The organism is Anabaenopsis tanganyikae CS-531 (assembly GCF_029891675.1).
Taxonomy (GTDB): Bacteria; Cyanobacteriota; Cyanobacteriia; order Cyanobacteriales; family Nostocaceae; genus Anabaenopsis; species Anabaenopsis arnoldii.
Genome location: NZ_JANQDF010000056.1, coordinates 1 through 24,098, shown reverse-complemented (window position 1 = coordinate 24,098; position 24,098 = coordinate 1). Strand labels below are relative to the sequence as shown.

21 protein-coding genes are annotated in these 24,098 nt (G+C 42.6%); 16 read left to right on the top strand and 5 right to left on the bottom strand.

Annotated features, from left to right (window positions below):
* Positions 1-5: 5 nt before the first annotated feature.
* From NWP22_RS05695 to NWP22_RS05675, 5 genes are all read left to right on the top strand, one after another.
* Positions 6-896 carry an NAD-dependent epimerase/dehydratase family protein gene (locus tag NWP22_RS05695; protein ID WP_271734925.1) on the top strand — a complete coding sequence of 297 codons (891 nt, stop codon included), beginning with the start codon at positions 6-8 and terminating at the stop codon, positions 894-896.
* Between the two features lie 317 nt (positions 897-1,213).
* On the top strand, positions 1,214-2,203 hold the full coding sequence (locus tag NWP22_RS05690) for an MraY family glycosyltransferase (protein ID WP_271734926.1): 990 nt from the start codon (positions 1,214-1,216) through the stop codon (positions 2,201-2,203).
* Between the two features lie 91 nt (positions 2,204-2,294).
* Positions 2,295-3,350, top strand: coding sequence for a DUF2887 domain-containing protein (locus tag NWP22_RS05685; protein ID WP_280801619.1), 1,056 nt, complete (start codon positions 2,295-2,297; stop codon positions 3,348-3,350).
* Positions 3,351-3,574: 224 nt separating this feature from the next.
* On the top strand, positions 3,575-4,171 hold the full coding sequence (locus tag NWP22_RS05680) for a YdcF family protein (RefSeq protein WP_271734929.1): 597 nt from the start codon (positions 3,575-3,577) through the stop codon (positions 4,169-4,171).
* A 179-nt stretch (positions 4,172-4,350) separates the two neighbouring features.
* Positions 4,351-6,297, top strand: coding sequence for a polysaccharide biosynthesis protein (locus NWP22_RS05675; RefSeq protein ID WP_280801618.1), 1,947 nt, complete (start codon positions 4,351-4,353; stop codon positions 6,295-6,297).
* A 95-nt stretch (positions 6,298-6,392) separates the two neighbouring features.
* On the opposite strand, the gene NWP22_RS05670 is transcribed toward NWP22_RS05675, so the two are convergent.
* Both NWP22_RS05670 and NWP22_RS05665 read right to left on the bottom strand, forming a co-directional pair.
* Entirely contained in the window at positions 6,393-6,872 is a 480-nt protein-coding gene (locus tag NWP22_RS05670; RefSeq protein WP_271734931.1) for an Hsp20/alpha crystallin family protein, read from the bottom strand.
* A gap of 167 nt (positions 6,873-7,039) precedes the next feature.
* Positions 7,040-7,231: a hypothetical protein gene (locus tag NWP22_RS05665; RefSeq protein ID WP_271734932.1), complete on the bottom strand. Its 192-nt coding sequence runs from the start codon at positions 7,229-7,231 to the stop codon at positions 7,040-7,042.
* A 393-nt stretch (positions 7,232-7,624) separates the two neighbouring features.
* On the opposite strand from NWP22_RS05665, the gene NWP22_RS05660 reads away from it, so the two are divergent.
* The 10 genes from NWP22_RS05660 (at position 7,625) to NWP22_RS05615 (ending at position 20,604) form a co-directional block, all read left to right on the top strand.
* Complete coding sequence (locus NWP22_RS05660; protein WP_271734933.1) at positions 7,625-8,269, top strand: bifunctional 4-hydroxy-2-oxoglutarate aldolase/2-dehydro-3-deoxy-phosphogluconate aldolase; 645 nt, start codon at positions 7,625-7,627, stop codon at positions 8,267-8,269.
* 111 nt (positions 8,270-8,380) lie between these two features.
* Positions 8,381-9,808, top strand: coding sequence for an FAD-binding domain-containing protein (locus NWP22_RS05655; protein WP_280801617.1), 1,428 nt, complete (start codon positions 8,381-8,383; stop codon positions 9,806-9,808).
* Between the two features lie 171 nt (positions 9,809-9,979).
* Positions 9,980-12,391: a dynamin family protein gene (locus tag NWP22_RS05650; protein WP_271734935.1), complete on the top strand. Its 2,412-nt coding sequence runs from the start codon at positions 9,980-9,982 to the stop codon at positions 12,389-12,391.
* A 28-nt stretch (positions 12,392-12,419) separates the two neighbouring features.
* Complete coding sequence (locus NWP22_RS05645) at positions 12,420-13,211, top strand: hypothetical protein (RefSeq protein ID WP_271734936.1); 792 nt, start codon at positions 12,420-12,422, stop codon at positions 13,209-13,211.
* 13 nt (positions 13,212-13,224) lie between these two features.
* Complete coding sequence (locus NWP22_RS05640; RefSeq protein WP_280801616.1) at positions 13,225-15,519, top strand: dynamin family protein; 2,295 nt, start codon at positions 13,225-13,227, stop codon at positions 15,517-15,519.
* Positions 15,520-15,588: 69 nt separating this feature from the next.
* Positions 15,589-16,296: a hypothetical protein gene (locus tag NWP22_RS05635; RefSeq protein ID WP_271734939.1), complete on the top strand. Its 708-nt coding sequence runs from the start codon at positions 15,589-15,591 to the stop codon at positions 16,294-16,296.
* Between the two features lie 225 nt (positions 16,297-16,521).
* Positions 16,522-17,586, top strand: a complete 1,065-nt coding sequence (locus NWP22_RS05630) for an amino acid ABC transporter substrate-binding protein (protein ID WP_271734940.1) — start codon at positions 16,522-16,524, stop codon at positions 17,584-17,586.
* 15 nt (positions 17,587-17,601) lie between these two features.
* Positions 17,602-18,522 (top strand): amino acid ABC transporter permease, encoded by a 921-nt coding sequence (locus tag NWP22_RS05625; RefSeq protein WP_271734941.1) that lies wholly within the window; start codon positions 17,602-17,604, stop codon positions 18,520-18,522.
* A gap of 158 nt (positions 18,523-18,680) precedes the next feature.
* Positions 18,681-19,829, top strand: coding sequence for an amino acid ABC transporter permease (locus NWP22_RS05620; protein WP_280801615.1), 1,149 nt, complete (start codon positions 18,681-18,683; stop codon positions 19,827-19,829).
* 34 nt (positions 19,830-19,863) lie between these two features.
* A complete protein-coding gene (locus NWP22_RS05615) occupies positions 19,864-20,604 on the top strand; it encodes an amino acid ABC transporter ATP-binding protein (RefSeq protein ID WP_271734968.1) in 741 nt (246 codons plus the stop codon).
* On the opposite strand, the gene NWP22_RS05610 is transcribed toward NWP22_RS05615, so the two are convergent.
* From NWP22_RS05610 to NWP22_RS05600, 3 genes are all read right to left on the bottom strand, one after another.
* Positions 20,587-22,851 (bottom strand): acetate--CoA ligase family protein, encoded by a 2,265-nt coding sequence (locus tag NWP22_RS05610; RefSeq protein ID WP_342393869.1) that lies wholly within the window; start codon positions 22,849-22,851, stop codon positions 20,587-20,589. The genes NWP22_RS05615 and NWP22_RS05610 overlap by 18 nt on opposite strands.
* A complete protein-coding gene (locus NWP22_RS05605) occupies positions 22,826-23,296 on the bottom strand; it encodes a hydrogenase maturation protease (protein WP_271734943.1) in 471 nt (156 codons plus the stop codon). Before NWP22_RS05605 ends, NWP22_RS05610 begins: the two co-directional genes overlap by 26 nt.
* A gap of 294 nt (positions 23,297-23,590) precedes the next feature.
* On the bottom strand, positions 23,591-23,866 hold the full coding sequence (locus NWP22_RS05600; protein WP_271734944.1) for a hypothetical protein: 276 nt from the start codon (positions 23,864-23,866) through the stop codon (positions 23,591-23,593).
* Between the two features lie 34 nt (positions 23,867-23,900).
* Here NWP22_RS05600 and NWP22_RS05595 point away from each other — a divergent pair.
* Positions 23,901-24,098, top strand: a 198-nt coding sequence (locus NWP22_RS05595; RefSeq protein WP_280801614.1) for a hypothetical protein, incomplete at its 3' end; no start/stop codon positions are given.

The following is a 24,098-nucleotide window of genomic DNA, read 5'->3' as shown; positions in this document are numbered from 1 at the left end:
ATATTATGAAAACATTATTAACAGGAGCCACAGGACTCACCGGTGGACTACTCCTGCAAAAAATTGCCACCCTTCATCCTGGCTCGGAAATCAGTTGCTTAGTTCGTCCTAGCAGTAACCGCGATCTCATAAACTCCCTAAATCTCAAACTTACCTATCACCAAGGCGACAGCGCTAACCCCAATACATGGGACACAGTTCTATCCCAAGCAGCTTTTACAACCATTATTCATTTAGTCCAACTGCGCCAGATTCCTACCCTCCTCGATAGCTTGAATAAATTCCAGCAAACTCCGCGATTAATCATCATTGGTACAACAGGGGTTTACTCTCAATACAACCAATATTCAGCTGAGTATAAACAAGCAGAACAAGTTCTATCCCAGTATGGTGGGTCTTATTGCTTGCTACGCCCAACCATGATTTATGGTTCTCCCAAAGACAAAAACCTACACAAGCTGATCAAGTTTTGCCATCGGTATCAATTCTTTCCTGTCTTCGGTAAGGGCAATAATCTCCTACAACCAGTCCATACTGAGGACTTAGCCCAAGCTCTCCTCGATGTTTGGCAATCCCCACATATCCAGGGAGCCTACGACCTCTCTGGGGAAACCATTCTCACCTTTCGAGACCTGCTCAAACTCCTAAGCAAACTCATGGGTAAACCTGTATATCAGCTTTCTCTACCTTTTAGCATGGGTATTACTTTAGCTACTCTCCTAGAGAAAACCCTGGGTAGACGTTCCCCGGTGAGACGGGAACAAATTCTGCGACTCCAAGAAGATAAAGCCTATCCTTACGCAGCAGCTACACGAGACTTTGGTTTTACGCCCCGCTCATTAGAAACAGGTCTGAGAGAAGAAATCGCCCTGATGCGGGCACAAGGGATTATTTAAACTCATTACCTGGTGTTTGGACAACTGGAATTTACAGCATCCCTCCTAGGCAAAAGCCCAACGCCTCTGTAAAAGATCCTTGACTTCTATCAGCACTTGTGATCGCATGAGAAGATTATCAGCAGAAGTCGGGGATCTGACTAGTTGCAATTACAGATTATACTAGCAAATATTAACCATTAATTTTATACAAAGATTTATAAATTACACCCCATGCATCTACTTGCTTTAACTTAGACATCTAAAATCTAATACCAATTTCATACCAAGTGATTTACCTCATATTCATTCCCCTGAGCTTCCTGCTTAGTTGTCTGTTGGTCTATCTGATCAAAAATCAACTTAGCGCCCATCTCATAGATATTCCCAATGAGCGCAGTTCCCACACTCAACCTACCCCCAGAGGGGGCGGACTGGGTTTTGTAGCCTCCTTTTTCATTGTCAGTTGGTGCTTTTCCTGGCTATTTACCCCCAATACTCTCAGTACAGCCCAGATCAACGTTAGCCATATCTGGTTAGTACTCCTACCTCTGACAGTGGTTGGCTTACTGGATGACCGTTGGCAAATTCCAGCTAGGCTGAGATACTTAGTACAGATAGTTGCAGCCAGTATTGCCATATCTTTCTTTGGGATCTTTCCTCAACCCTGGTTAACCAACCTCGGTCCGGTTGGTATTACAGTCGCTATCCTTCTCACCCTCGTGGGTATGACCGCCCTGATTAACTTCTACAACTTCATGGATGGTTTAGATGGTCTAGTAGCGGGGGTAACCATGATTCAACTGAGTTTGATAGCACTGATGGGAAATCAACCTCTGTGGGTGCTGCTGATAGCTGCTCTAGCGGGATTTTTGTACTGGAACTGGTCCCCCGCCAAGATATTTATGGGAGATGTAGGGAGTACTGTCTTAGGGGCTACAGTAGCCATAGCCCTATTCAATTATTCCCATGATGGCTCTGTTGTGCAAGCATGGTCAGCCTTAACCATCACCTTACCTATTGCTGGAGACGCTATTTATACCTTAATTTGCAGGTTAAAGCGCCGGGAAAATATTTTTAAAGCCCATCGCACTCACCTATATCAACGTTTACACCAAGCCGGATGGAATCACTCCCAGGTCGCCATTAGCTATATGATATTTACCAGTGCCATAGGCCTGAACATTTATCTGTTCGCTAGTGTTGGAGCCTGGATAAACTTACTCATAACAATAGCCGCGATCGCCTTTCTGGAAATGTATTTAAAGCAACTTACTACAGATTCTCGTGAGAAGGTATTGACAAAAGATGTAAAAGATGATATGTGAAGCGGTTGTTTATTCTGCAATTGATATAGGGTGAAATAATAGGCGATCGCCTTTAACACTACCCTGGGGGCGATCGCTGCTCTGAAAAAAGATGAAAACAGATAAGCTATTTTACCGCATATTCCTAACTCAACCAGGTATCCTTGCCGAACTGATACCAGGAATCCCTCCAGACTGTGAGTTTGAATACTCCGACCCTGTGATTAAGGTAGAGGAATTTCGCCACGATGGGGTATTAACTCCCATAGGGGAGGACATCAACCTACCCAGAGTGATGAAAACAGACAAGCTATTTTACCGTATATTCCTAACTCAAAAGAGCCTACTGGCTGAACTGATACCGGGAATTCCTCCAGACTGTGAGTTTGACTACTCCGCCCCAGTGATTAAGGCAGAGGAATTTCGCTACGATGGGGTTTTAACTCCCATAGGGGACGACCTCAACCTACCCATAGTATTTGTGGAAGCGCAAATGGAACCAGATAAAGGTTTTTATGGGCGCTACTTTGCCTCAGTCCACTCATACTTGAAAGAATACAACATCAGCAGACCATGGCGGGGACTAATCATCCTCAAATCCCGTGGTCATGAACTGGGGTCAGAAATACCTTATGGAGATTTAGAGAAAAAAGTACAGAGACTTTACCTGGAAGACTTGCTGTCAGAAACAGACCTAAGTCCTAACCTGGGAATATTACAGTTAATCGTTCTCCCTCAAAACCGGGTAGGTGAAGCAGCCCAAAAACTACTGCAAAATGTAGAGAACAAAACACAATTCACACAAAGACTAGACTTGATAGAGGCTATACTAGTAAGCAAATTCCCCCAAATCAGTCCAGAGGAAATATTGAAGATGTTAGACCTGAAAACAGCAGATATTACCCAGACAAGATTCTATCGGGATGTGTTTCAACTAGGAGCTAAGGAAGGTAAAGCCGAAGGTAAAGCCGAAGGTAGACAGGAGGGTGAAGCCCAGCTAATTATCCGTCTGTTGAAGCGTCGCTGTGGAGTATTTTCACCCAACCAAGAAGCTCAAATCCGTTCCTTAGACCTGAATCAACTGGAGTCCCTAGGGGAAGCCCTCCTAGACTTTACTGCCATTGCTGACCTAGAAGCTTGGTTAAATGGTACACATCAGGAAAAATAGGAATATTACTGTTAAATACACTGGTGCTGGTGCGATCGCCTTTAACACTACCACGGGTGCGATATAGAAGTAATTTTACCAAAAATTAAAACTACCCTAACCACATTTAACCGGTGGCTAGAATCTCAGGTCAAGGTGAGATAAACGGATATCTGGGGAAAATTATCTCAGATGAAAAATTTGCCTCTAACATAGGCATATAGCTGAAATCTCATCCATGGATTATGCTCAAACCTCTGCGCCTATTTACCCTAGCTGGTTGCTTGGGAATGTTCACCATAGCCACCGCTATCCCCCTGCGTCTAGCCATAGCACTTCAACAAAACCCCCAGCCCCAAGCCATCTTGATGCTCAGTGGGGACAGCAGCAGAGCCAAATTCACCCGAGAAATGGCTCAAGAATTCCCTGACCTTCCCATCTGGGTCTCCGTGGGCGACCCGGAAATCCGCAGCATCTTAGGCGGACTTGACAACCAAGGGCTACAGGGAGGCGATCGCATCCAGTACGACAACCGCGCCACAGATACAGTTACTAATTTTACCACCATGGTTGCACCTTTGCAACAAAATAATATTCGCCACGTCTATCTCGTCACCTCAGACTACCATATGCCCCGCTCCCAGGCGATCGCAACTATCGTTTTTGGTAGTCAGGGAATCGCCTTTACTCCCGTCCCCGTCCCCTCCCAAAGCTCTCGGCGAGAAGCTCGCCCCCGTATCGCTAGGGACATAGGGCGCTCAGTGCTGTGGTTAGTTACCGGGCGCACCGGAGCCAGTTACAATCCCCGCTTACAATCGGCGAGAGGGAATAGCAGATCATAACTGTGTAAATTTACTAATATATCCCCCAAATATCCCCGACTCCTGGTAATGTACAAGTGTTACGAGAAGTCGGGGATTTGATTATTAATACTTAATTTATACCAAATTTAATTTCAAAACTGTTTGATCACACTTTCACATACATAATTATGCGAATAACATATTTTCTGCTTAGTGTTTTGAAAAAAACTGTTTTTATCAAAAATATTGCCCATTTTCTCAAGACTTCCTCAAGAACCAAAAAGCATCTGATTCTCTATTTAACTGACTCTCTACTATTTTTATTGGCAATTTATATTGCATTTTGCATAAATTCCCAGAGTTTATTTCCTTTGGATATGCTGGGTAAACATCTCGCTTTGATTATTCTGCTGATTCCCGGAAAAATCCTGTTATTTTCCCTACTGGGAATGTACAAAAATGTCCTCAAGTACAGTGAATTTGCCTTTTTATACACAGCATTCAAATCAGTTATCCTGGGACAAGGAGGATTGATCATCCTGGATTTGATTTTCCGGGTCAATTTCCTCCCCATCTCTGTTCAGATATTAGATACTTTAATCACACTAATTTTAATAGTCACAGTCAGACTCATAGCCCGATGGCTGTTATATGGTTTGAGTTCCCCCCTGAGATTAAAACAGCACTCTCAACCCAATGGTAGTGTAGCAGATAGCAAGCAACTCCTGGAACCAGTAATTATCTATGGAGCCGGACAAGCTGGATTTCAACTATCCCAAGCACTTGCTCAGGATAACAACTTTGAGATTATAGCCTTTGTGGACGACAATTCACAACTATGGAAACATGCGATTAATGGCATTCAGGTTTATAGCCCTGATAAGTTGGAATATCTAATTAACAAGTACCAGGTGCAGCTAGTACTCTTAGCAATTCCATCAGCTACCCCCAAAAGAAAGCAAAAAATTGTTGCGGAACTCAAAGCTCTAGATTTAGAAGTCAAAACGGTACCCACCCTAGCAGAAATCATATCTGGTAAAGTCTCCATCGATCAGGTACGTCAAATTAATATAGGCGATATTTTAGGACGTGAGGAAGTTCTACCAGATCCCAACTTACTGCGAGTCAACATCACAAATAAATCTGTTTTAGTCACGGGTGCGGGTGGTTCTATTGGCTCAGAACTCTGTCGCCAAATTGCTCAACAACAACCCCGCCACCTGGTTCTATATGAATTAAATGAATTTGCACTATACAGCATTGAGATAGAGTTACGAGAAACCTACCCTAATTTATGTTGTTCTGCTTGTCTAGGCTCAGTAACTGATGCCGAACGTCTCAAACAGGTAATTACAGAATATGATGTTGATACTTTATATCATGCTGCGGCTTACAAACACGTTCCTTTAGTGGAAATGAACCCAGCCCAAGGAGTGATTAACAACATTTACGGTACACTAGTAGCTACCCGCACGGCCAATGAGTGTAAAGTTGAGACTTTTGTTTTAATTTCTACCGATAAGGCTGTACGTCCCACCAGTGTGATGGGAACAACCAAACGAGTGGCTGAGTTGATTTTGCAAGCTTTATCAAAACAGCCGGACACTTACACTCGTTTGATTATGGTGCGGTTTGGTAATGTCTTAAATAGTACTGGTTCAGTCGTACCCCGATTTCAGCGGCAAATTTTGCAGCGACAACCGATTACTATTACCCATCCCGAAATTACTCGCTATTTTATGTCCATTCCCGAAGCAGCTCGCCTGGTCATTCAAGCGGGCGCTCTGGGGGATGGGGGGGAGGTTTTCCTCTTGGATATGGGGGAACCGGTGAAAATTTACGATCTGGCGGTGCAAATGGTGAAACTCAGTGGTCTAGTTTTAGGGAAGGACATTGAGATTAAGATCACAGGGTTGCGTCCAGGGGAAAAGCTCTATGAAGAGCTGTTGATTCAAGAAGACAATGTTCAAAGAACTATACATCCAAAAATTTATGCCGCCCAGGAAGCAATGATACCTTGGACAAAGCTAGAGCCATATCTGCATCAGCTATTCTTAGCAGCCCAAACAGAAGACAGAGATACTCTCTTATCTCTGCTGAAAGTGCTGGTTCCTGAATATTGCCCTCCACAGTTATCATCGCAACTAATGAGTAAATCTGCGTAGGTTTCTGCATGGTTTGATAGGTAAGGGGGCGATAGATTAATTTAATACTGCTGTTGAGGGAGCATCGCCCCTTGGTTCACAAAAAAAATGGAGAGTTAACTGCCGGTTAGCTCCTTCTGGTCTTGTCCTGGTAAGCTAATGGTAACTACTCTTCTCTTTTCTTCTTCGGCTTTAGGCATAGTGAGACATAAAACACCATTTCTAAAATCTGCTTGTACTTGATCGTTCTGAATGCGAGATGGTAGGGGTATTATCCTTTGAAATCTGCCATAGCGAAATTCTGAACGACGCATCCCTGTTTTTTCTTCTTTGATTTCAGATTTACGCTCACCCGTGACGGAAACTGTATCTGCGGCGACTTTAACATCTAAGTCCTGGGGTGAAATCCCGGGAATTTCCATCCGCAGGGTGACTTGCTCCGGGGTTTCGTCAATTTCTGCTGGGGGTACAAATGTTAAGCGATCGCTCAGGATATCCCCAGTTTCACTCGGTCCGGCAATTTGATCAAGGAGACGATTCATCTGGCGTTGCATGGTTTCTATTTCTCTAAAAGGTTCCCAGCGACTTAATACCATAATTTTTAGCTCCAATTAATTACATGAGTGAGTGAGTCACAGCAAAGATTGGGGATGTGAGCACAGGGTAAAAACCGGTTTTCTAAAGACCAGAGGGAAAAGTTTCGGGTGCGTCTCCCATTTCCCAGGTAGGAACGCGGTCTAGAGGTTGAACCCCCTTGGTATCATCAAGCTGTAAATCCCTGTTCTTGAATGAGTCGCTTGGTAATTTCTGCCCGTTGCTGGTAAAATTCATGGGTACAGTAGGAGGCTTCGCCAATTAAGTTCAGCAATGGGTCGTAGTCTTGCGCAGCGTCGGTTAAGGGGTGGGCGTACCCACGCACCCCATCGACTATGTTGGTGATAGTTGCATCAAGCATAGGAATTAATCTTTGAAAATTCTGGCTCACAACCCCAGGGATAGGGTTTTACACCTGGTAGATTTAGGCTGTAACTAAGTTAAGCTTAAAAGTCTTGACTGCTGATTCCATCTGGCTCAGGGTGGATGATACTAGATATATAGTTCTCTGTGTGGGAGGAGTTATTTAGTTGCTCTGGTGAATAAATGTAAAACCATAAATCAAAGCTTTGAGGAGGCTAAACAAGAAAATAGGTTCAGGGTTTTTGAAGGGTTTCCTATCAAAAGTGTACATTTTGGGTTAAATAAATCAGAAAATTTGGGGATGACAGATAGCTGAAACTGTTCGGTGTGTTCCCCGTTCCCTATTCCCTGTTCCCAACCCTAGTTAGGAATCAGTTGTAAAATCACATCCATGTCTGATCAAGTTTGGTTATCACATCTGCAAAAACACCGGGCGATCGCCGTTATCCGCGCCTCAGATATGCAATTAGCTGCCAAAATGGCTATGGCGGTCGCCTCTGGGGGAATGCAGTTAATTGAAATTACCTGGAATAGCCATCGCCCCGGGGAATTAATTAGTCAATTACGGGCAGAATTACCAAACTGTGTAATTGGTACTGGTACCCTGTTCAATGTCCAGCAACTGCAAGAGGCGATCGCCTGTGGGGCGCAATTTCTCTTTACTCCCCATGTTGATGTGGCGATGATTCAAGCCGCACTAGCCAAAAATGTCCCCATTATTCCTGGTGCTTTGACCCCCACAGAAATAGTCACCGCTTGGAGTCACGGAGCTAGCTGTGTCAAGGTGTTTCCCGTGCAAGCTGTGGGCGGGGTCAACTACATTAAAAGTTTACAAGGTCCACTCGGTCATATTCCCTTAATTCCCACTGGGGGAGTCACCCCCGACAATGCAGAGGATTTTATCCAAGCCGGGGCGATCGCTGTGGGCTTGAGCGGTCAATTATTCCCATCATCACTGGTAAAATCTGGCAATTGGCAGGCGATCGCCTGCCACGCCCATCAACTCATGGAGCGATTGAATAATCGTACCCTATAATACCTTAATGTTAGCATTCTAGCACAGAAAAAATCACAAGTCAAATGCCAACTATATAATAGTTGTTCTAGTTGTTCAATTACCCGTCCGTTGCTGTATTATTGGTGTGCAATGTCTGAGTTAATTTTGTTTTGGCATCGTCGTGATTTACGTATTTCCGATAATACAGGACTAGCTGCGGCTAGGGAGCGGAGCGCCAAAATAGTAGGGGTATTTTGCCTTGACCCCCAGATTCTGGAACGAGACGATATTGCCCCCGCCAGAGTAACATACATGATTGGCTGTTTACAAGCACTGCAACAAAGATATACTCAAGTAGGTAGCCAATTATTAATAATTCATAACAACCCCATCCGGGCCATACCAGCCTTAGCAGTGGCCTTAAAAGCCAAAGCCGTATTTTGGAACTCAGACGTAGAGCCTTATTCCCAAACCAGGGATCGGGAGGTGATGTCTGCGCTCAAACAACAAGGTATTGAATGTCAGCAAACTTGGGACCAATTGCTGCACCCACCGGAAGAGATTCGTACAGGTGCGAAAACTCCTTACACTGTTTATACTCCTTTTTGGAGAAATTGGAGCAGCAGACCCAAGGCGCAGCCAGTAGCAACCCTAGAAAATGCCCTAGGATTAACAGAGACTGAGGCAGAAACTGCCAAACAAGTAGGGGTAATTGAATTACCCTCAGCCCAAGACATAGGATATATTTGGGAGCAAGAATTAATTATTCAACCGGGAGAAGCCCCAGCACAGGCACAGTTAGAGGAATTTACTAATCATCATATCACAAAATACCAAGAACAGCGTAACTTGCCTGGAATTGATGGCACATCTAGACTGAGTGCGGCTTTGAAACTTGGAGCTATTGGCATTCGTACAGTGTGGCAAGCCACCTTAGAGGCTGCAGAACATAGCCACAGCGAAGAAGCAGAAAATAGTATCCGCACATGGCAACAGGAATTAGCCTGGCGGGAGTTTTATCAACACGCCATGTATAACTTCCCCGAATTAGCTTCAGGTGCTTACCGCGACACCTTCAAAAACTTTCCCTGGCGGAATAACCAAGAACATTTTCAGGCTTGGTGTGAAGGTAAAACCGGCTATCCTATTGTAGATGCAGCCATGCGGCAATTAAATCAAACTGGCTGGATGCATAACCGGTGTCGGATGATTGTCGCCAGTTTTTTAACCAAAGATTTAATTATCAATCCCCAATGGGGAGAAAAATACTTTATGCAGAAACTCATCGACGGTGATTTATCTGCAAATAATGGCGGATGGCAATGGAGCGCCTCTAGTGGTATGGATCCCAAGCCCTTAAGAATTTTTAACCCAGCCAGTCAAGCCCAAAAATTTGATGGGGAAGGAGAATATATTCGCCAATGGGTATCAGAACTCCGGTCGGTAGACTCAGAATATTTAGTCACAGGCAAAATTCCACCTTTAGAATTACAAGCCTGTGGTTATCCCGCCCCAATTGTAGATCATAAAGTACAACAAGCTGTATTTAAGCAGATGTATCAACAGCAAAAGGCTTGATTGACAATCCCCACGCCTAACATCGGGGGTTGTGGTAAGAGCTTATACATCAACCCCCAAAAATCATTAATTCTATGAAGAAATGATGAAATTTTGAGCATATAGAGATTTAGGCTACCAATACGCTACACTAAGAAAGTACAACAATTGTACAAATAAATACAAAATAATATGAATGATCAAGTCTACGAGGTATTTGAAGCTATCGAATTTAAAGCCAAACTACTGGCTCAATGCTGGAATAATTTTCACATAGAAATCTGCCAGCACTTACCAGAGACATATCTACCGGAAATAGAAAAACTGTCACATAACCTGGAAACAGCCTTAAATCAACTGGTGAATGAACTGCGTTATCCCACTCTTACCCTAGCTACCACAGGAACCACCAGCAGCGGTAAAAGCACCTTAGTTAATTTACTCTGCGGAGCGGAAATTGTACCAGTAGCGGTGAGTGAAATGAGTGCTGGTACTGTGACTATTGAATACAATCCACAAAAGTCTTTAGTCATCTATGAAACCCCAGGCGCATTGTGGGAGTGTGGAGAATGGAAGGGTATTACTGAAGAGAAAATTTATCAGCGTCTCTACCAGGCGATGATCACTTATATCGAAAACCGAGAAACACAACCCAACTTAGCTTGTCCACAATCTAAAATTTTTTACCCCATTAGACTTTTAAACGACTCCCAATGGGAACTACCACAAGGTACCACCGTGAGAATTCTGGATTTACCCGGTTTAGCTTACGTGGGTGATGAGGGTAACGCTAATGTGATTAAACAGTGTCGCGAGGCTCTGTGTATAGTCACCTATAACAGCGCAGAGACAGATTCCCAAAAAGTACATAGTTTACTACAAGAAGTAGTACAGCAGGTCAAAGATTTAGGCGGTTCTCCCGCGAGAATGCTATTTACTTTGAATCGAATCGATGTTTTCCGCACCGATAAAAACTGGCCAGAAACAGAAAATCGCTTTTGTGAAAGCACCATAGCTAATATTAAAAGGGAGTTAACCCAGCAGCTAAGGGAATACTCAGAGGAAATCGAAAATTTAGAAGTAGTCAAATTAAGTACATGGCCCGCCTTGTTATCCCTGCAAATGCAAAGTTTTGATACTATTTACAGCGGTGAAGCGTGTAAAAAGGCGGATAACTATTTTAGTGTATTAATTGAAGATATATTAGAAGATTTGCCCCGGAACACTCAAAAATGGTCTGTTCACGACAAAAACAGAGTGGCGCAAGCATTATGGCAAAAATCCTATGGACAGGAATTTCACGATAACTTAAGAAAACATATTAATCAACATTTCCCTCAGTTAGTCATCCCTCAAATCATAGAACGGTTTAATATAGCTGCTGGAAATGCTGTGAGAGAGTGGTCTTTACAAACAACAACCGCTATTGTTAATAGTTCTGAGGAACAATATCAACAAGAGTGCGAAAAGATATCACAAACCAGGTCAGCGCTACAGTCATTACTTGAAGAAAGTGATGCACAGCTTAAAAAACCCTGCGAAGACCTAGAAATAAAAGTTAAACAGGTTTCAGCAGGGGAATCAACAGAAGACCTAGTTAATCACATCAAAAAGGTAATTGGGGAACTGCAAGCACAGGCACCTTATAATCAATTAGGAGAGAAATTATTCCCCATATACGGATGCTTCCCGGAATTGAACAAGGGAATTAACCAAGTATTAGAAGCAGTTGCAAAGTCTTTAGAAACCGGAAAGGTAGATTTAGACACTCCCAACTTGAAACGAGCCAATGTATTAAGCGTGAATTTACTCTCAAAAAATTTACAGCGTTTAATTAACTTGGGTTATACAGGTTCCCTAGCTAAAGAAGGCAAAAATATGGAAGCGAGGACAGAAGCACAGAAAAAAGGACTCCAACAGATCAATGAGGGACTAAATGAACTAGCTATACATTTAAACGTTATTTTGCAAGATGTATTAAAGCAAGTTTCCCAACAGGTGGTAGAGAGAATTTACAATTCAGTTTCTGAATTATTCCGTTGTCATTTGGCTTATATTGAAGAAAATGCCAATAATCAAGCCCCCCATATAGCCATCAAATTCCCAGAAGGACAACTGATTAAAGTTGACGCTAACCAATTGACATTTAATTTCTGCTTTCAAGCTGGTTTTCCTATTCATCAAGGAACTTGGGAAGAAGAAATCAAGGTAGAAAAAAAAGAAAGACTCTGGTATACTCTATGGATATGGGAAAAAACTTTTTATGAAACTGAATATCAAACCCGTTCTAGTGATAATGCGGCAATACCTAGTGTAGAAGATTTGCTGACCAGTTGGATTATTCAGTCGAAACAGCAAGAAGCAGAAATAGTCAATAAAATCGCCACTTGGTTAATCACACAAATTAATTGTTTAAAAAAAACCGTATCTCAAATTCAGAATGATATTATTGACCGTTATCAAGCCAGACTGGATAAAGCACACCAAGAAACTACTCTAGATTATGAAAAACAAAGAAATATCTGGGTACCTATGCAGGAAAAAGCTCAAAACCTCTCTGAAGATTTTGATAGCTTAGGACAAAGTTGGAATGTGAAAAGTTGATTTTGCATATAAATTCAAATACAATCATATGCACCCATCAAAATTAAAAGAACTATATCAACAATATCAACAAGTGTATGCTCAGGAGTATGATCATATCAAGGGTCAGAAAGTGGGAGTTTTATATGCGGTAATTTACCGTATCCTTGATTCAGATAAAACACAAGCTGATCAAATTTGTCAAGATTTGGGAATTGAAGGTAACTCTAAGTTGAAAGATGATTTATATATGTTAGGTAATTTGATAAAAAACAACTTATTAAATAGTAGCAAAAATACTTCGCAGAGTCCAAGCGGAGAGCAAATGATTAATGAAGACTTGTACTTCATTATTATTATTATTGCCTTGGGAATTTTATTAGTTTATTTATTTCTAAAAAATAGAGAAAACACACAGTTACCATTAAAATCTCCGATTGCTCCAACCCCTGCTACTCCCCCAAAAAAGAGTGAATCTGCATCTTTATGTCTGGTTGTACCAGCATCAGTAGCGAGAAAATTTACCAACAATAACCCTATTAATCAAGCTGACATCAAGGACTTGATAGGTAATGCTTCCTATTTTCTGTGTACTAATGATCAAAAAGCTGATAGCGTCCAGGAGAACCTAGATTTAACCGACGAGAAGATCACAGATATAAGTGAACAAAGAGAAGTTTACATCAGAATTAACATTGCTGATGGACAAGACATGATCGGGAAGCAAATCTCATACACTTTAAAAAGTAATCTACCTGCTCATGGTCAAGGGGTGATCCGCAAAATAGCTTGTATTAAATATTTATCTGTGTTGGGTTTAGAAGAATTTAACAGGATTTAAAGGATTTGCCAAAATGGATTGGAAAACAGCATCTTCCTACTATGAAACTCGTCTGAGCGATGCTTTAAATATTCAAAGACACGCTTTGAGTTTAGCTAATTTACCCCAAGCACAAGTTCCTACTAAATTAATAGAAACTCTGATCCAAGAAGCAGAACCCACCCGTCGTCAGTTGGAAAGACTGCAAAAACGGGAGTTCCGGATTGCGGTTGTGGGGTTAGAAAAAGCCGGAAAAAGTACCTTTGTCAATGCTTGGTTAGAATGTGACTTACTCCCAGCAAAGGGAGGAAGATGTACATTTACCACTACACAAATTTACTCCGTTGCAAATGAGTCTGAACAACGACTAGAGGTACAAGCTAAAACCGAAGCTGAATTTACCAACTTACTCACGGAACTAGAAAAAGCCAACGCAAAGGAAGACCTGAATACTATCCACGCTAATCAAGTAACTTTACAGCAAGTGAGGAGGGAAGGCGATCGCACTTTTCCATTTACCAGACTAGAAGATATTAAAGAACTGTTAAAAAAGTATGTAGCTGATGAAAGATACGCTCATGCTGTGTTAGAAGCTAGACTTTATACTAACAAACTTGCACAAGCTGAAGGAATTGTTTTTTATGATGTTCCCGGTTTAGATTCAGGTTTAGCAAAACACGTTGATGAAGCACAGGAAATGTTATCAGACTGTGACGCTGTGATTTTGGTACAGCGCTTTACTAGTCTGAGAGAGAAGGAATTAGAAATCATCAAATTTACGGAACTAGGGGATAAAAACGTCACCGTTGCTGATAAACTGTTTGTATTTCTCAGTCGCATTGATTCTATAGCTAGTCCTGAAGCACTAGAAACCCATATCCAAGAAGCATTTCAAGACTGGTCAAAACGGGCGAACTTACCTAGTCAACGTCTTGTTTCTGGTTCTGCTGGTGCATATTTGATTTTAAATAATATAGCAGGATCACAGACTAAATTAGAAATTGGCGACGCTGGTATGATTGCAGCTCATTTACAGCGATTAACTGGGATTACCGATGCAGAAATTCTCAAAACCAATGCTACTGGTATCCCAGCTATTAAAGAGAAAATCTTTAATTATATTAATCATGAGCGTGTGAATATTTTAAAGAAACGGTGTGAAGCTTCTCTGAATAAAATCATTAGCACCTCTGAACAAATTTATCATCTAGTCGGTCAGAAGCACCCGGAAAATACTGAGGAGGCAAAATTATTTGCAGAAAATAATCGACGAGTTTTATTTGCAGAATGGTGGAATCAAAAATGGTTAAGCATTAAAGCTGATTTACAACAATATTATGAAGATTATGTATCTAGAAACACATTAGAGAATTTAACTACTGACTCCTTACCCAAAATAGAAAAATTCCGCCAAAGATATCTGCAAGTTGTCAACAGCGAAATGCAGAAACTGCGGGAGGAAACATTGCGAAAGAAAGATACTATTTTTTTGGCTAATTCCAATCCAGAATTTGACCGCATGAAAGCTAATTTTGCTTGGCGTGATGATTTATATATTGATATTACCAGGGTGTTATCAACAATTGCCCATGAACTTGCTCTAGAATTAAAGAATGAAGCATTAAAGTTAGTGGAATACATGACCACTTTATTATGGGGAAGTGATCAAGTTAAAGCTAGATTAATTGAAAATTCCGAAGCTTATTTTTTATCTAAGTTAGAAAATAGTTTAAGTGTGTTATTTTTACGCTTTGCGCGTCCAGTAGCAGAGGTGTTAATTCGCGGTCCAGTTAACAGTGATACCCGCAATAAAATTGTGAAAAGTTTGGGAGTAGATATTGAAATTGTTGATAACTATTATACTGGATTGGAACCTGGTTATAGTATTTTGAAAAGATATGTAAAGTATGGTGCTGATTTGCTGTTTAACCCGGAAACTCGCCAAAAGGTGTTAGGGGTGACAGAGGTAACACTATCAAAATCTGGGATGACGGAACCTATTGTACCACAAGAAGCCGTAAGTTTTGAAGTGGAAAGTGATATTAATGCCTTTGAAGAATACTTATGTGCGGCAATTTTTGATGCAGCCAGTTTTGAGTCCTATTGTGTTCAAGAACTCAAGGGATTAGTTGATAGTTTCAGAGATAAACAAGGTACTTGGACAGGGGTGGCTATTAATGAATGGTTACAAGGAAACCCATTACTTTTAGCCGAAATTCCCCAGAGTTTGCAAGGAACAACATCTGATTTAGAAGTGAGTGAAAGATTAAGACAGTTATCTATTGCCTTAAAAAGGAGCAGTTGGGAAGAAGTGCTAAAAGCAAGTTAGCAGTTTTTTTGGTAAAATGTTATACTATTCATTGAATCATGACTGTAAACAATTATATCACAACTCCAGATGAATTCAAAGTTAAATATACAGGAAATGGCGATCGCGATCGCCGCGCAGAAAAACAACCCCACCATTTTAACCCCAGACTTTCTCAAATACAGTGGTATTGTACCCAGTGAGTGGGAATTAGCCAAAGCGCCAATATTGACCAACAGTGCAGCCCAGGTTACCTTTCAAAATGGGATTACAGTCATAGCAGACTTAAATCGGATTATTTTCGCACAACCTTTGTCCGTACAAGGACAACCGCAAGTAGTACAAATTCCAGCCATTGCTCATAAATATATTCAGACCCTACCACAAGTAAACTACAAAGGCATAAGTATCACCTTTCGGGGTCATGCGCCATTTGATAACCAAGAAAATGGAACGCGGGAATATATATACAGAACCCTGTTAAATTCCGGACCATGGCTAGAATACGGTACAACGCCAGTACAAGCGTCTCTGAAGTTTATGTACAATCAACCAGGGGTACAAATGAATCTAGACATTAACGAAGCACTCCTGCAATTAGCAGAGCAAACCTCACAAAAGGTTGTATTATTTACCGCTAATTGCTTACACCCCATCAACCCAGAAGACGAAAAACAGGGTTTAACAGCTTTAGCTAAAATCATCGATAACTGGGAAACAGACCTGAAGATGTATCAGGAAGTTGTGAATAACAAGTTCTTACAACCGCTGGATAATGTAATTCAGTTTCATCTCTAACTAAACTCGCCTAATTCCCCAAGGCTTTATAGCCTGGGGATGCAATGGTGAGCATTTAAACGCAACATCCTTGAAATATTTTTTAGTGACTACATTAATATTTGAGATTCCAGGAATATTTAGCATAGGTACTCAAAAAGTTTTATATTGCGAATAGCTACTTATTTACAAGAAAAATATTGTAGTCACTAATACAATTTGTCAGGTGCAGCATTCATGAAGTTTATGAGAAGATCAGCGTTAATTTTAGCGATCGCTCCCCTAATATTTGCTATTACCGCTTGTAACAACCCAGAAGGAACAACAAACACAGCCAACAATCCCGGAACACAAACAACTCGTAATCGTTGGGATAGCATCAAAAGTCGTGGTCAGCTAATTTGTGGTGTCAGTGGACAAATCCCAGGGTTTAGCTTTGTGGAAACTGACGGTAAGTATAGTGGTATCGACGTGGATATCTGCCGAGCGATCGCATCTGCTTTATTTGACAACCCAGATGCAGTAGAATTTCGCAATCTGAGCGCCCAAGAGCGATTTACCGCAGTCCAGACAGGGGAAGTAGACGTTCTCAGCCGTAACACCACCTGGACTCTCAGCCGCGCTACTTCCATCGGTCTAGAATTTGCCCCCGTTGTCTTTTACGATGGTCAAGCCATCATGGTGCGCAAAAATAGTGGAATTAATTCCTTGACAGATATGAAAGACAAAACCATCTGTGTTCAAAATGGAACCACTACGGAGCAAAATTTAGCAGACCAAATGCGGAAACGAAACATCACCTACAAGCCCATCGTCTTTGAAGATATTAATGTGACTTTTGCCACTTATGCTGAAAAGCGTTGTGATGGGATTACAGCTGATCGTTCTGCCTTAGTCTCTCGGCGAACCACTCTACCCAATCCAGAAGATAACGTCCTTCTGGATGAAATAATTTCCTCAGAACCCCTAGCACCAGCGGTTGCTAAAGGTGACTCTGTATTAGCTAGTGCAGTGACCTGGGTAGTTTATTCCCTGATTAAAGCCGAAGAGTTGGGGATTAATTCCCAAAATGTGGAACAATTGGCTACTAGTAACGACCCAGATATTAAACGCTTTTTAGGCACAGAAGGCAACCTGGGAGAAGGACTAGGTTTAACAAACGACTTCGCCGCCAGGATAGTCAAACAGGTCGGGAACTATGCCGAAATTTACGATCGCAATCTAGGTCCAAATACTAACCTGAATCTCCCTCGCAGTCAAAATCAACTATGGACAAAGGGCGGATTACTCTATTCGCCGCCGTTTCGGTAAAGGGGAAAATCACTCATGGCTAATCCCAAACCACCTATATGGCGAGATTATCGGTTTTGGAATATTGTAGCACAACTGATGGCTGTATTGTTAGCAGCAGTTATGGTGATGATTCTGTGGGGTAATCTCCACCGCAATTTGCAGCAATTAGGCATTCAGTTAGGATTTGATTTTCTCCAGCAGCAAGCCTCTTTTGGGATTGGTGAAAGCCTACTGAATTACCAACCAACTGATACCTACACTTACGCTTTGTGGGTAGGATTAGTGAACTCATTGCGGGTGGCGATTTTAGGTATTTTCTTCACGACCATTGTAGGGATTAGTGCCGGGATAGCGAGTTTTTCTGATAACTGGCTATTGCGAAAGATTACGAGTATTTACGTAGAGATTTTTCGCAATACACCTTTACTGCTGCAATTATTATTTTGGTACTTTGCTGTATTTTTAGGTTTTCCCACAAGAGAGGAGAAAATTTCCCTCTGGGGATTTTTGGGACTCAGCCAAGATGGACTAGAACTGCCTTGGTTTACTTTATCTCCAGAGTTTTCAGCTTTATTGCTGGGTTTGGTGTTTTTCACTGGTGCGTTTATTGCCGAAATCGTTCGCGGGGGTATTCAATCAGTACCAAAAGGGCAATGGGAAGCAGCGCGATCGCTAGGACTTCCACCATTATTAATTATGCGTCTGGTCATATTTCCCCAAGCCTTGCGGGTAATTCTTCCGCCACTGACCAGTCAGTATTTAAACTTAACTAAAAATTCCAGTTTAGCGATCGCCATCGGCTACCCCGATCTTTATTTTGTGGCCTCTACCACCTTTAACCAAACCGGGAGAGCCGTAGAAGTAATGTTGCTACTGATATTGACATATCTCACCCTAAGTTTAACTATTTCCCTAACAATGAACTTATTCAACCGCCAAGTGCAGATCAAATAAGTAGGGTGCAGGGAGTAGGAAGCAATGACCAATGACCAATGACCACTATAGCAGTAACCACAAGTGTTAGGACATTTCCCCATTCCCTGTTCCCTGTTCCCTGTTCCCTTAAAACCACAATTATGATGTCCTAACGTGTATGCGTAGTGCTATAACTAATGACTAAACTCACTTGGTTACGTAAAAACCTCTTTAGTAGCTGGTATAACAGCTTATTAACTGTTATCTGCTTATTACTGTTGTTTTGGACGGTATGGGGATTACTGAATTGGGCAATTACTCAAGCACAATGGGCAGTGATTTGGGTGAATTTACGTTTATTTTTAGTCGGTAGATTTCCTCAAGCCTTATACTGGCGAGTTTGGATTGTCCTGGCGATCGCTTCCACCTTCAGTGCCATCACTGTGGGTGTATTCTTTAGTAAACAACAGTTGACAAAGCGCCAAGCTGCATATGCCTTGATTGCGGGATTCTTGTGCCTGATTTTCCCCTGGGATTTGACATCCCGCCTGTGGTTGCTGTTGATTGCAGTTTTGCTCGTTACAGGTTTTTGGTTAGGAGGTAAATTTCATCAACTAATAGCACCTTGGCTTTCTCTAATATGGTTGTTGTCCTTCCCCGTAATTCTGTGGCTAATTGGCGGTGGATTTGGCTTACAACCGGTATCTACCAACCTTTGGAACGGTTTATTACTAACATTACTCATGGCAGTGGTTAGTATAATACTTTCCTTTCCCATTGGTGTTTTACTAGCATTAGGACGCACCAGTTATTTGCCTGTAGTGCGTTGGTTTTGCATCTGCTACATTGAAATTGTGAGAGGACTACCGCTAATTGGAATTTTGTTCTTAGCCCAAGTCATGTTGCCATTATTTCTGCCCACAGATTTGCGTTTAGATCGGTTATTGCGAGGAGTTGCGGGACTAGTATTATTTAGTGCTGCTTACATGGCAGAAAACGTGCGTGGCGGACTGCAAGCGATCCCAATTGGACAAATCGAAGCAGCAAAAGCATTAGGACTGAATACACCTTTAGTAGTAATTTTAATTATTCTCCCCCAAGCTTTACGGGCGGTGATTCCAGCAATAGTTGGTCAGTTTATTGGCTTATTTAAAGACACTTCCCTATTATCTCTGGTGGGATTGGTAGAACTCACGGGTATTTCCCGTTCTATTTTGGCGCAGCCCCAATTTCTGGGACGCTATGCAGAAGTTTATTTATTTATTGGATTAATTTACTGGATATTTTGTTACTTGATGTCCTTAGCCTCTAGACGATTAGAAAGACAATTAAATATTAGTCAATAGAGCAATATTACTAATGATTCCCAATTTAGAGCCTATGTCAGAGTTACAACCAATAATTGTTGCTGAAGATGTTCACAAATGGTACGGTAAATTTCATGCTCTCCAGGGCGTGAGTTTAGATGTCAATCGTGGAGAAGTGGTAGTTTTGATGGGGCCTTCTGGTTCTGGTAAGTCAACCTTTATCCGCACATTTAACGCTTTAGAAACATACCAACAGGGAAAAATTATCATTGACGGTATTACCCTTAGCCATGACTTGCAAAATATTGAAATGATTCGCCGAGAAGTCGGGATGGTCTTTCAGCAGTTTAATTTATTTCCCCATTTAACAGTACTGCAAAATATTTCTTTAGCTCCCATTTGGGTGCGGCGGTTGACAAGGCCAAAAGCTGAAGAATTAGCCATGCAACTCCTAGAAAGAGTTGGTATTTTAGCACAAGCGCAGAAATATCCCGGACAATTATCTGGTGGACAGCAACAACGGGTGGCGATCGCCCGTGCTTTAGCGATGAAACCTAAAATTATGCTGTTTGATGAACCCACTTCTGCATTAGATCCAGAGATGGTCAGAGAAGTATTAGATGTAATGCGGAGCCTGGCTAGGGATGGGATGACGATGGTAGTAGTTACCCACGAAGTCGGATTTGCTCGTGAAGTTGCTGACCGAGTAATTCTCATGGATAGTGGTTCCCTGATTGAGTCAGCTACACCTGATGATTTTTTCACCAACCCCAAGGAAGCCCGGACGCGAAAGTTTTTAGCGCAAATTCTCTAGAATCTCTAGGGTTAGGGGGGGGTTGGGTAACTCCTGGTCTGGGATTTCCGGGTCATGGAGAATAATCCGCGCGTCCAGGGCGATTAACTTCTCAGAAGAAGCTAATAAAGGGTTAATGTCAATTTCTTTGATTCTGGGTTGTTCCACAACCAGACGACTAAATACTACCATGAGTTTTTCTAGAGCCGCTATGTCAATACTTTTGCGCCCCCGCACCCCTGTAAGTGCTTGATAGATTTGTGTTTGTTCTATCATCCGCCGCGCCAAGGTAGTATTTAAAGGAGGAAGGGCGATCGCGTAATCTTTAAACACCTCAGCTAACTGACCCCCAGTACCAAACAGTAAAACCGGTCCAAACTGAGCATCTACAGTGCTACCAACAATTAACTCATAACCGGTGGTTTTTACCATCGGTTGCACAGTCACCCCTAAAAAGTCTTTCTCTTCTACTTGCTGACGAATTAAATTATAAGCCTGAGTTACAGCTGTGGAGTCCATTAGGTTTAACTGCACACCTCCCACATCAGTTTTATGGGTAATAGTGTGGGAAAATAACTTTAACACCACGGGATAACCAATAGTTTCGGCGCATTTAACCGCTGCTGCTGGACTATAAGCCACCTCTGTGGGCACTATATTAATACCATAGGCTGCTAAAATCTGCTTTGACTCTAACTCTGTTAAAATCTGGCGTTGGGCTGTTGTAGCCGCTGCAATAGTTGCTTCTACAGTTTTATGGTCTGGCGTTCCAGTGGAAGAATCCGATATTAGGGGGGTTTCATAGATACCACGTAAATTGTAACTCGATTGCCACATATAACAAAACATCCGAGCGGCAGTATCAGGATAGGGGTAAGTGGGAATATGGTGTTTATTTAAAATCATTTGTCCCTCTGCTACCTCTTCTCCTCCCATCCAACTGGCCAGGATGGGAATTGGTTTAGTTTTTACGGTTCGACTCCGCTCACCGACCACAGATGCTTGCTGGATATCCTGGACACAATCCGCCAACATCTGGGCTGTTTGAGTCGGGTCTGTCATTGCTTGGGGGGTGAGGATGACTAATAACCCGTCGCTCTGTGGGGTATTTAAAGCCACTTGTAAGGCTTGGGAGTACCGCTGTGGGTCTGCATCCCCCAGGATATCGATGGGATTACTCACAGAACTATGGGGCGGTAGTATTTTTTGTAACTCTGCTTGAGTTTCCCTGGGTATGGGTGCAATCTCTCCCCCCGCTGCAATTAAAGCATCTGTAGCTAATACCCCCGGACCCCCTGCATTGGTTAAAATTGTCAGCCGTGGTCCAGAAGGGCGGGGTTGTTTTGCTAAGAGTTCCGCCATATTAAATAGGTCAGAAATACTATTGACACGCAAGACCCCACAACGGCGAAAAGCTGCATCTAGCACTTCATCACTCCCCGCTAGAGCACCGGTGTGGGAAGCAGCGGCTTGGGCTGCGGCCGCTGTTCGTCCGGCTTTGATGACAATAATGGGCTTAGTCAGAGCCACTTTCCGAGCCGCACAGAGGAAGGAAGCAGCATCCCCAATGGACTCCATATAAATAATAATACTTTTAGTCTCCGGGTCATCTCCGAGATAATCTATTAAATCTCCCCAACCTATATCCAGCATAGAACCTAGGGAGACGAAGGCGCTAAAGCCGACATTTTCCCGGAAACTCCAATCTAAAATGGCAGTACACAGAGCGCCGCTTTGACTAATAAAGCCCACATTTCCCCCACGGGCGATTTTACTAGCAAAGGTAGCATTTAAACCAGTCAGGGGAGCCATGACACCTAGACAGTTAGGGCCAATAATGGGGATTTTACCTTGTGCTTCGGCCTGAATCTGCTGTTCTAAAATGACTCCCTGGGTGCCAATTTCCTTAAAACCGGCGCTGAGGATAATCGCACCTTTAACCCCCGCTGCTACACATTGCTTGATGATACCGGGAACTGTGGGGGCCGGGGTAGCAATTACTGCTAGGTCTATGGGTTCAGGTACATCAAGGACAGTAGGGTAAGCTTTAATCCCCAAAATACTATGATGTTTGGGGTTAACTGGGAAAACCGTACCCCCAAAGGGGTTACTAATCAAGTTCCACAGTAGGGTACGTCCTACACTCTGTTTTTTCTCACTCGCGCCAATTACTGCTACTGTCTTGGGTTTAAAAATAGCATCTAGGGGGTTTTGCTTTTGAGTTCCCAGGATGTCGTGAGCGTCAATTCTCGGTAGTGAATTTTGCATAGGTAAATTTGAGAAGGGTAGAAATTTTTTCTAATGCGATCGCACATCCAGCTTGAGCGACAGCTGAGAATTTATGGCCGAAATCAACATTAACTGCAGGAATTTTTACCCACCAAGACCGGGGGGAACAACCATAAACCGCCTGGGTAAAAGTCAGAAGAGCGGGAGGGTTACCGGTGTGTGTGGTGATGATGTGGTCGGAGTTGGGTGTAATTAATTCTAGTTCCACTTGAGTGCTGTGGGTGGTCAAACAAGCATCAATAAAAATTGCTAAATCGACATTAGCTAAAATATCGGCTAGTTCTGGGGTGAGTTGGTGAACCGCTAGAGTTTTTACTTGCTCTAACTCCATTGATTGTAAAGCCTGGGCTACCCATATCCCTACACCGTCATCACTGCGTAACTGGTTACCGTAACCAATAATAAGAATCTTTCTTGCTGTCATATAACTAAGAGTTTGTTTGATAGGTTTTTAACGGGTAATTTTTATCTTGGGGAGCAGGGAACAGACAAAAAAACAATATCTGTTGTTAAACGCAAAGGGGCGCAAAGGTACGCAAAGGTACGCAAAGGTTTATTTTTTATGGCTTTGTAACGCTTTCTTTGGTGGCGATCTGCTTACAGTAGCGCTTCGCTATCGCATTTAACATCGCCTCTTGTATCCCCCCACAGATACCTGATTTCTGGAGAAATTATACATAGCTATACTTAATTATGTCAGAAGTCGGGGATCTTGCAGCTACTGCCCGATGGCCATGAAAGAACAGCTTATTAAAATTCCTGAGTGGTAGGATAAAGTCCGGGCGGCGATCGCGTTATTCTCTTGTAAGGATATGTAAGCTGTATTACCATCTCTGGTGATGGCGATCGCCTCTGGTTCTATGTCCTGAGCTAGGGTGGTAGTAATACCGGGGCGACCAGCCGTAATACCACGGTTAATTAATTCTTCCTTGCGACCTTCCCATGGGCTGAAATAAAAAGCCCCGGAAGACTCGCGCCGTGCCTTGGCTTCCAAGTCTATTTGAGTTAGTAGAAAATAGACGGAATTTATGTTTACGACTAATTTAACGCGTTTAAAAGCTGAGTTACAGCCAACCGACCACGGTTCGACTCCGCTCACCGACCACGGTTCGACTCCGCTCACCGACCACGGTTCGACTCCGCTCACCGACCACGGTTCGACTCCGCTCACCGACCACGGTTCGACTCCGCTCACCTACCACGGTTCGACTCCGCTCACCGACCAC

Coding starts and splice junctions, on each gene's coding strand:
- NWP22_RS05650 (WP_271734935.1), top strand. CDS start 9,980: ATGAATGATCAAGTCTACGAGGTATTTGAAGCTATCGAATTTAAAGCC.
- NWP22_RS05625 (WP_271734941.1), top strand. CDS start 17,602: ATGGCTAATCCCAAACCACCTATATGGCGAGATTATCGGTTTTGGAAT.
- NWP22_RS05640 (WP_280801616.1), top strand. CDS start 13,225: ATGGATTGGAAAACAGCATCTTCCTACTATGAAACTCGTCTGAGCGAT.
- NWP22_RS05655 (WP_280801617.1), top strand. CDS start 8,381: ATGTCTGAGTTAATTTTGTTTTGGCATCGTCGTGATTTACGTATTTCC.
- NWP22_RS05645 (WP_271734936.1), top strand. CDS start 12,420: ATGCACCCATCAAAATTAAAAGAACTATATCAACAATATCAACAAGTG.
- NWP22_RS05670 (WP_271734931.1), bottom strand. CDS start 6,872: ATGGTATTAAGTCGCTGGGAACCTTTTAGAGAAATAGAAACCATGCAA.
- NWP22_RS05620 (WP_280801615.1), top strand. CDS start 18,681: ATGACTAAACTCACTTGGTTACGTAAAAACCTCTTTAGTAGCTGGTAT.
- NWP22_RS05615 (WP_271734968.1), top strand. CDS start 19,864: ATGTCAGAGTTACAACCAATAATTGTTGCTGAAGATGTTCACAAATGG.
- NWP22_RS05660 (WP_271734933.1), top strand. CDS start 7,625: ATGTCTGATCAAGTTTGGTTATCACATCTGCAAAAACACCGGGCGATC.
- NWP22_RS05665 (WP_271734932.1), bottom strand. CDS start 7,231: ATGCTTGATGCAACTATCACCAACATAGTCGATGGGGTGCGTGGGTAC.
- NWP22_RS05605 (WP_271734943.1), bottom strand. CDS start 23,296: ATGACAGCAAGAAAGATTCTTATTATTGGTTACGGTAACCAGTTACGC.
- NWP22_RS05685 (WP_280801619.1), top strand. CDS start 2,295: ATGAAAACAGATAAGCTATTTTACCGCATATTCCTAACTCAACCAGGT.
- NWP22_RS05680 (WP_271734929.1), top strand. CDS start 3,575: ATGCTCAAACCTCTGCGCCTATTTACCCTAGCTGGTTGCTTGGGAATG.
- NWP22_RS05610 (WP_342393869.1), bottom strand. CDS start 22,851: ATGCAAAATTCACTACCGAGAATTGACGCTCACGACATCCTGGGAACT.
- NWP22_RS05630 (WP_271734940.1), top strand. CDS start 16,522: ATGAGAAGATCAGCGTTAATTTTAGCGATCGCTCCCCTAATATTTGCT.
- NWP22_RS05635 (WP_271734939.1), top strand. CDS start 15,589: ATGAATTCAAAGTTAAATATACAGGAAATGGCGATCGCGATCGCCGCG.
- NWP22_RS05695 (WP_271734925.1), top strand. CDS start 6: ATGAAAACATTATTAACAGGAGCCACAGGACTCACCGGTGGACTACTC.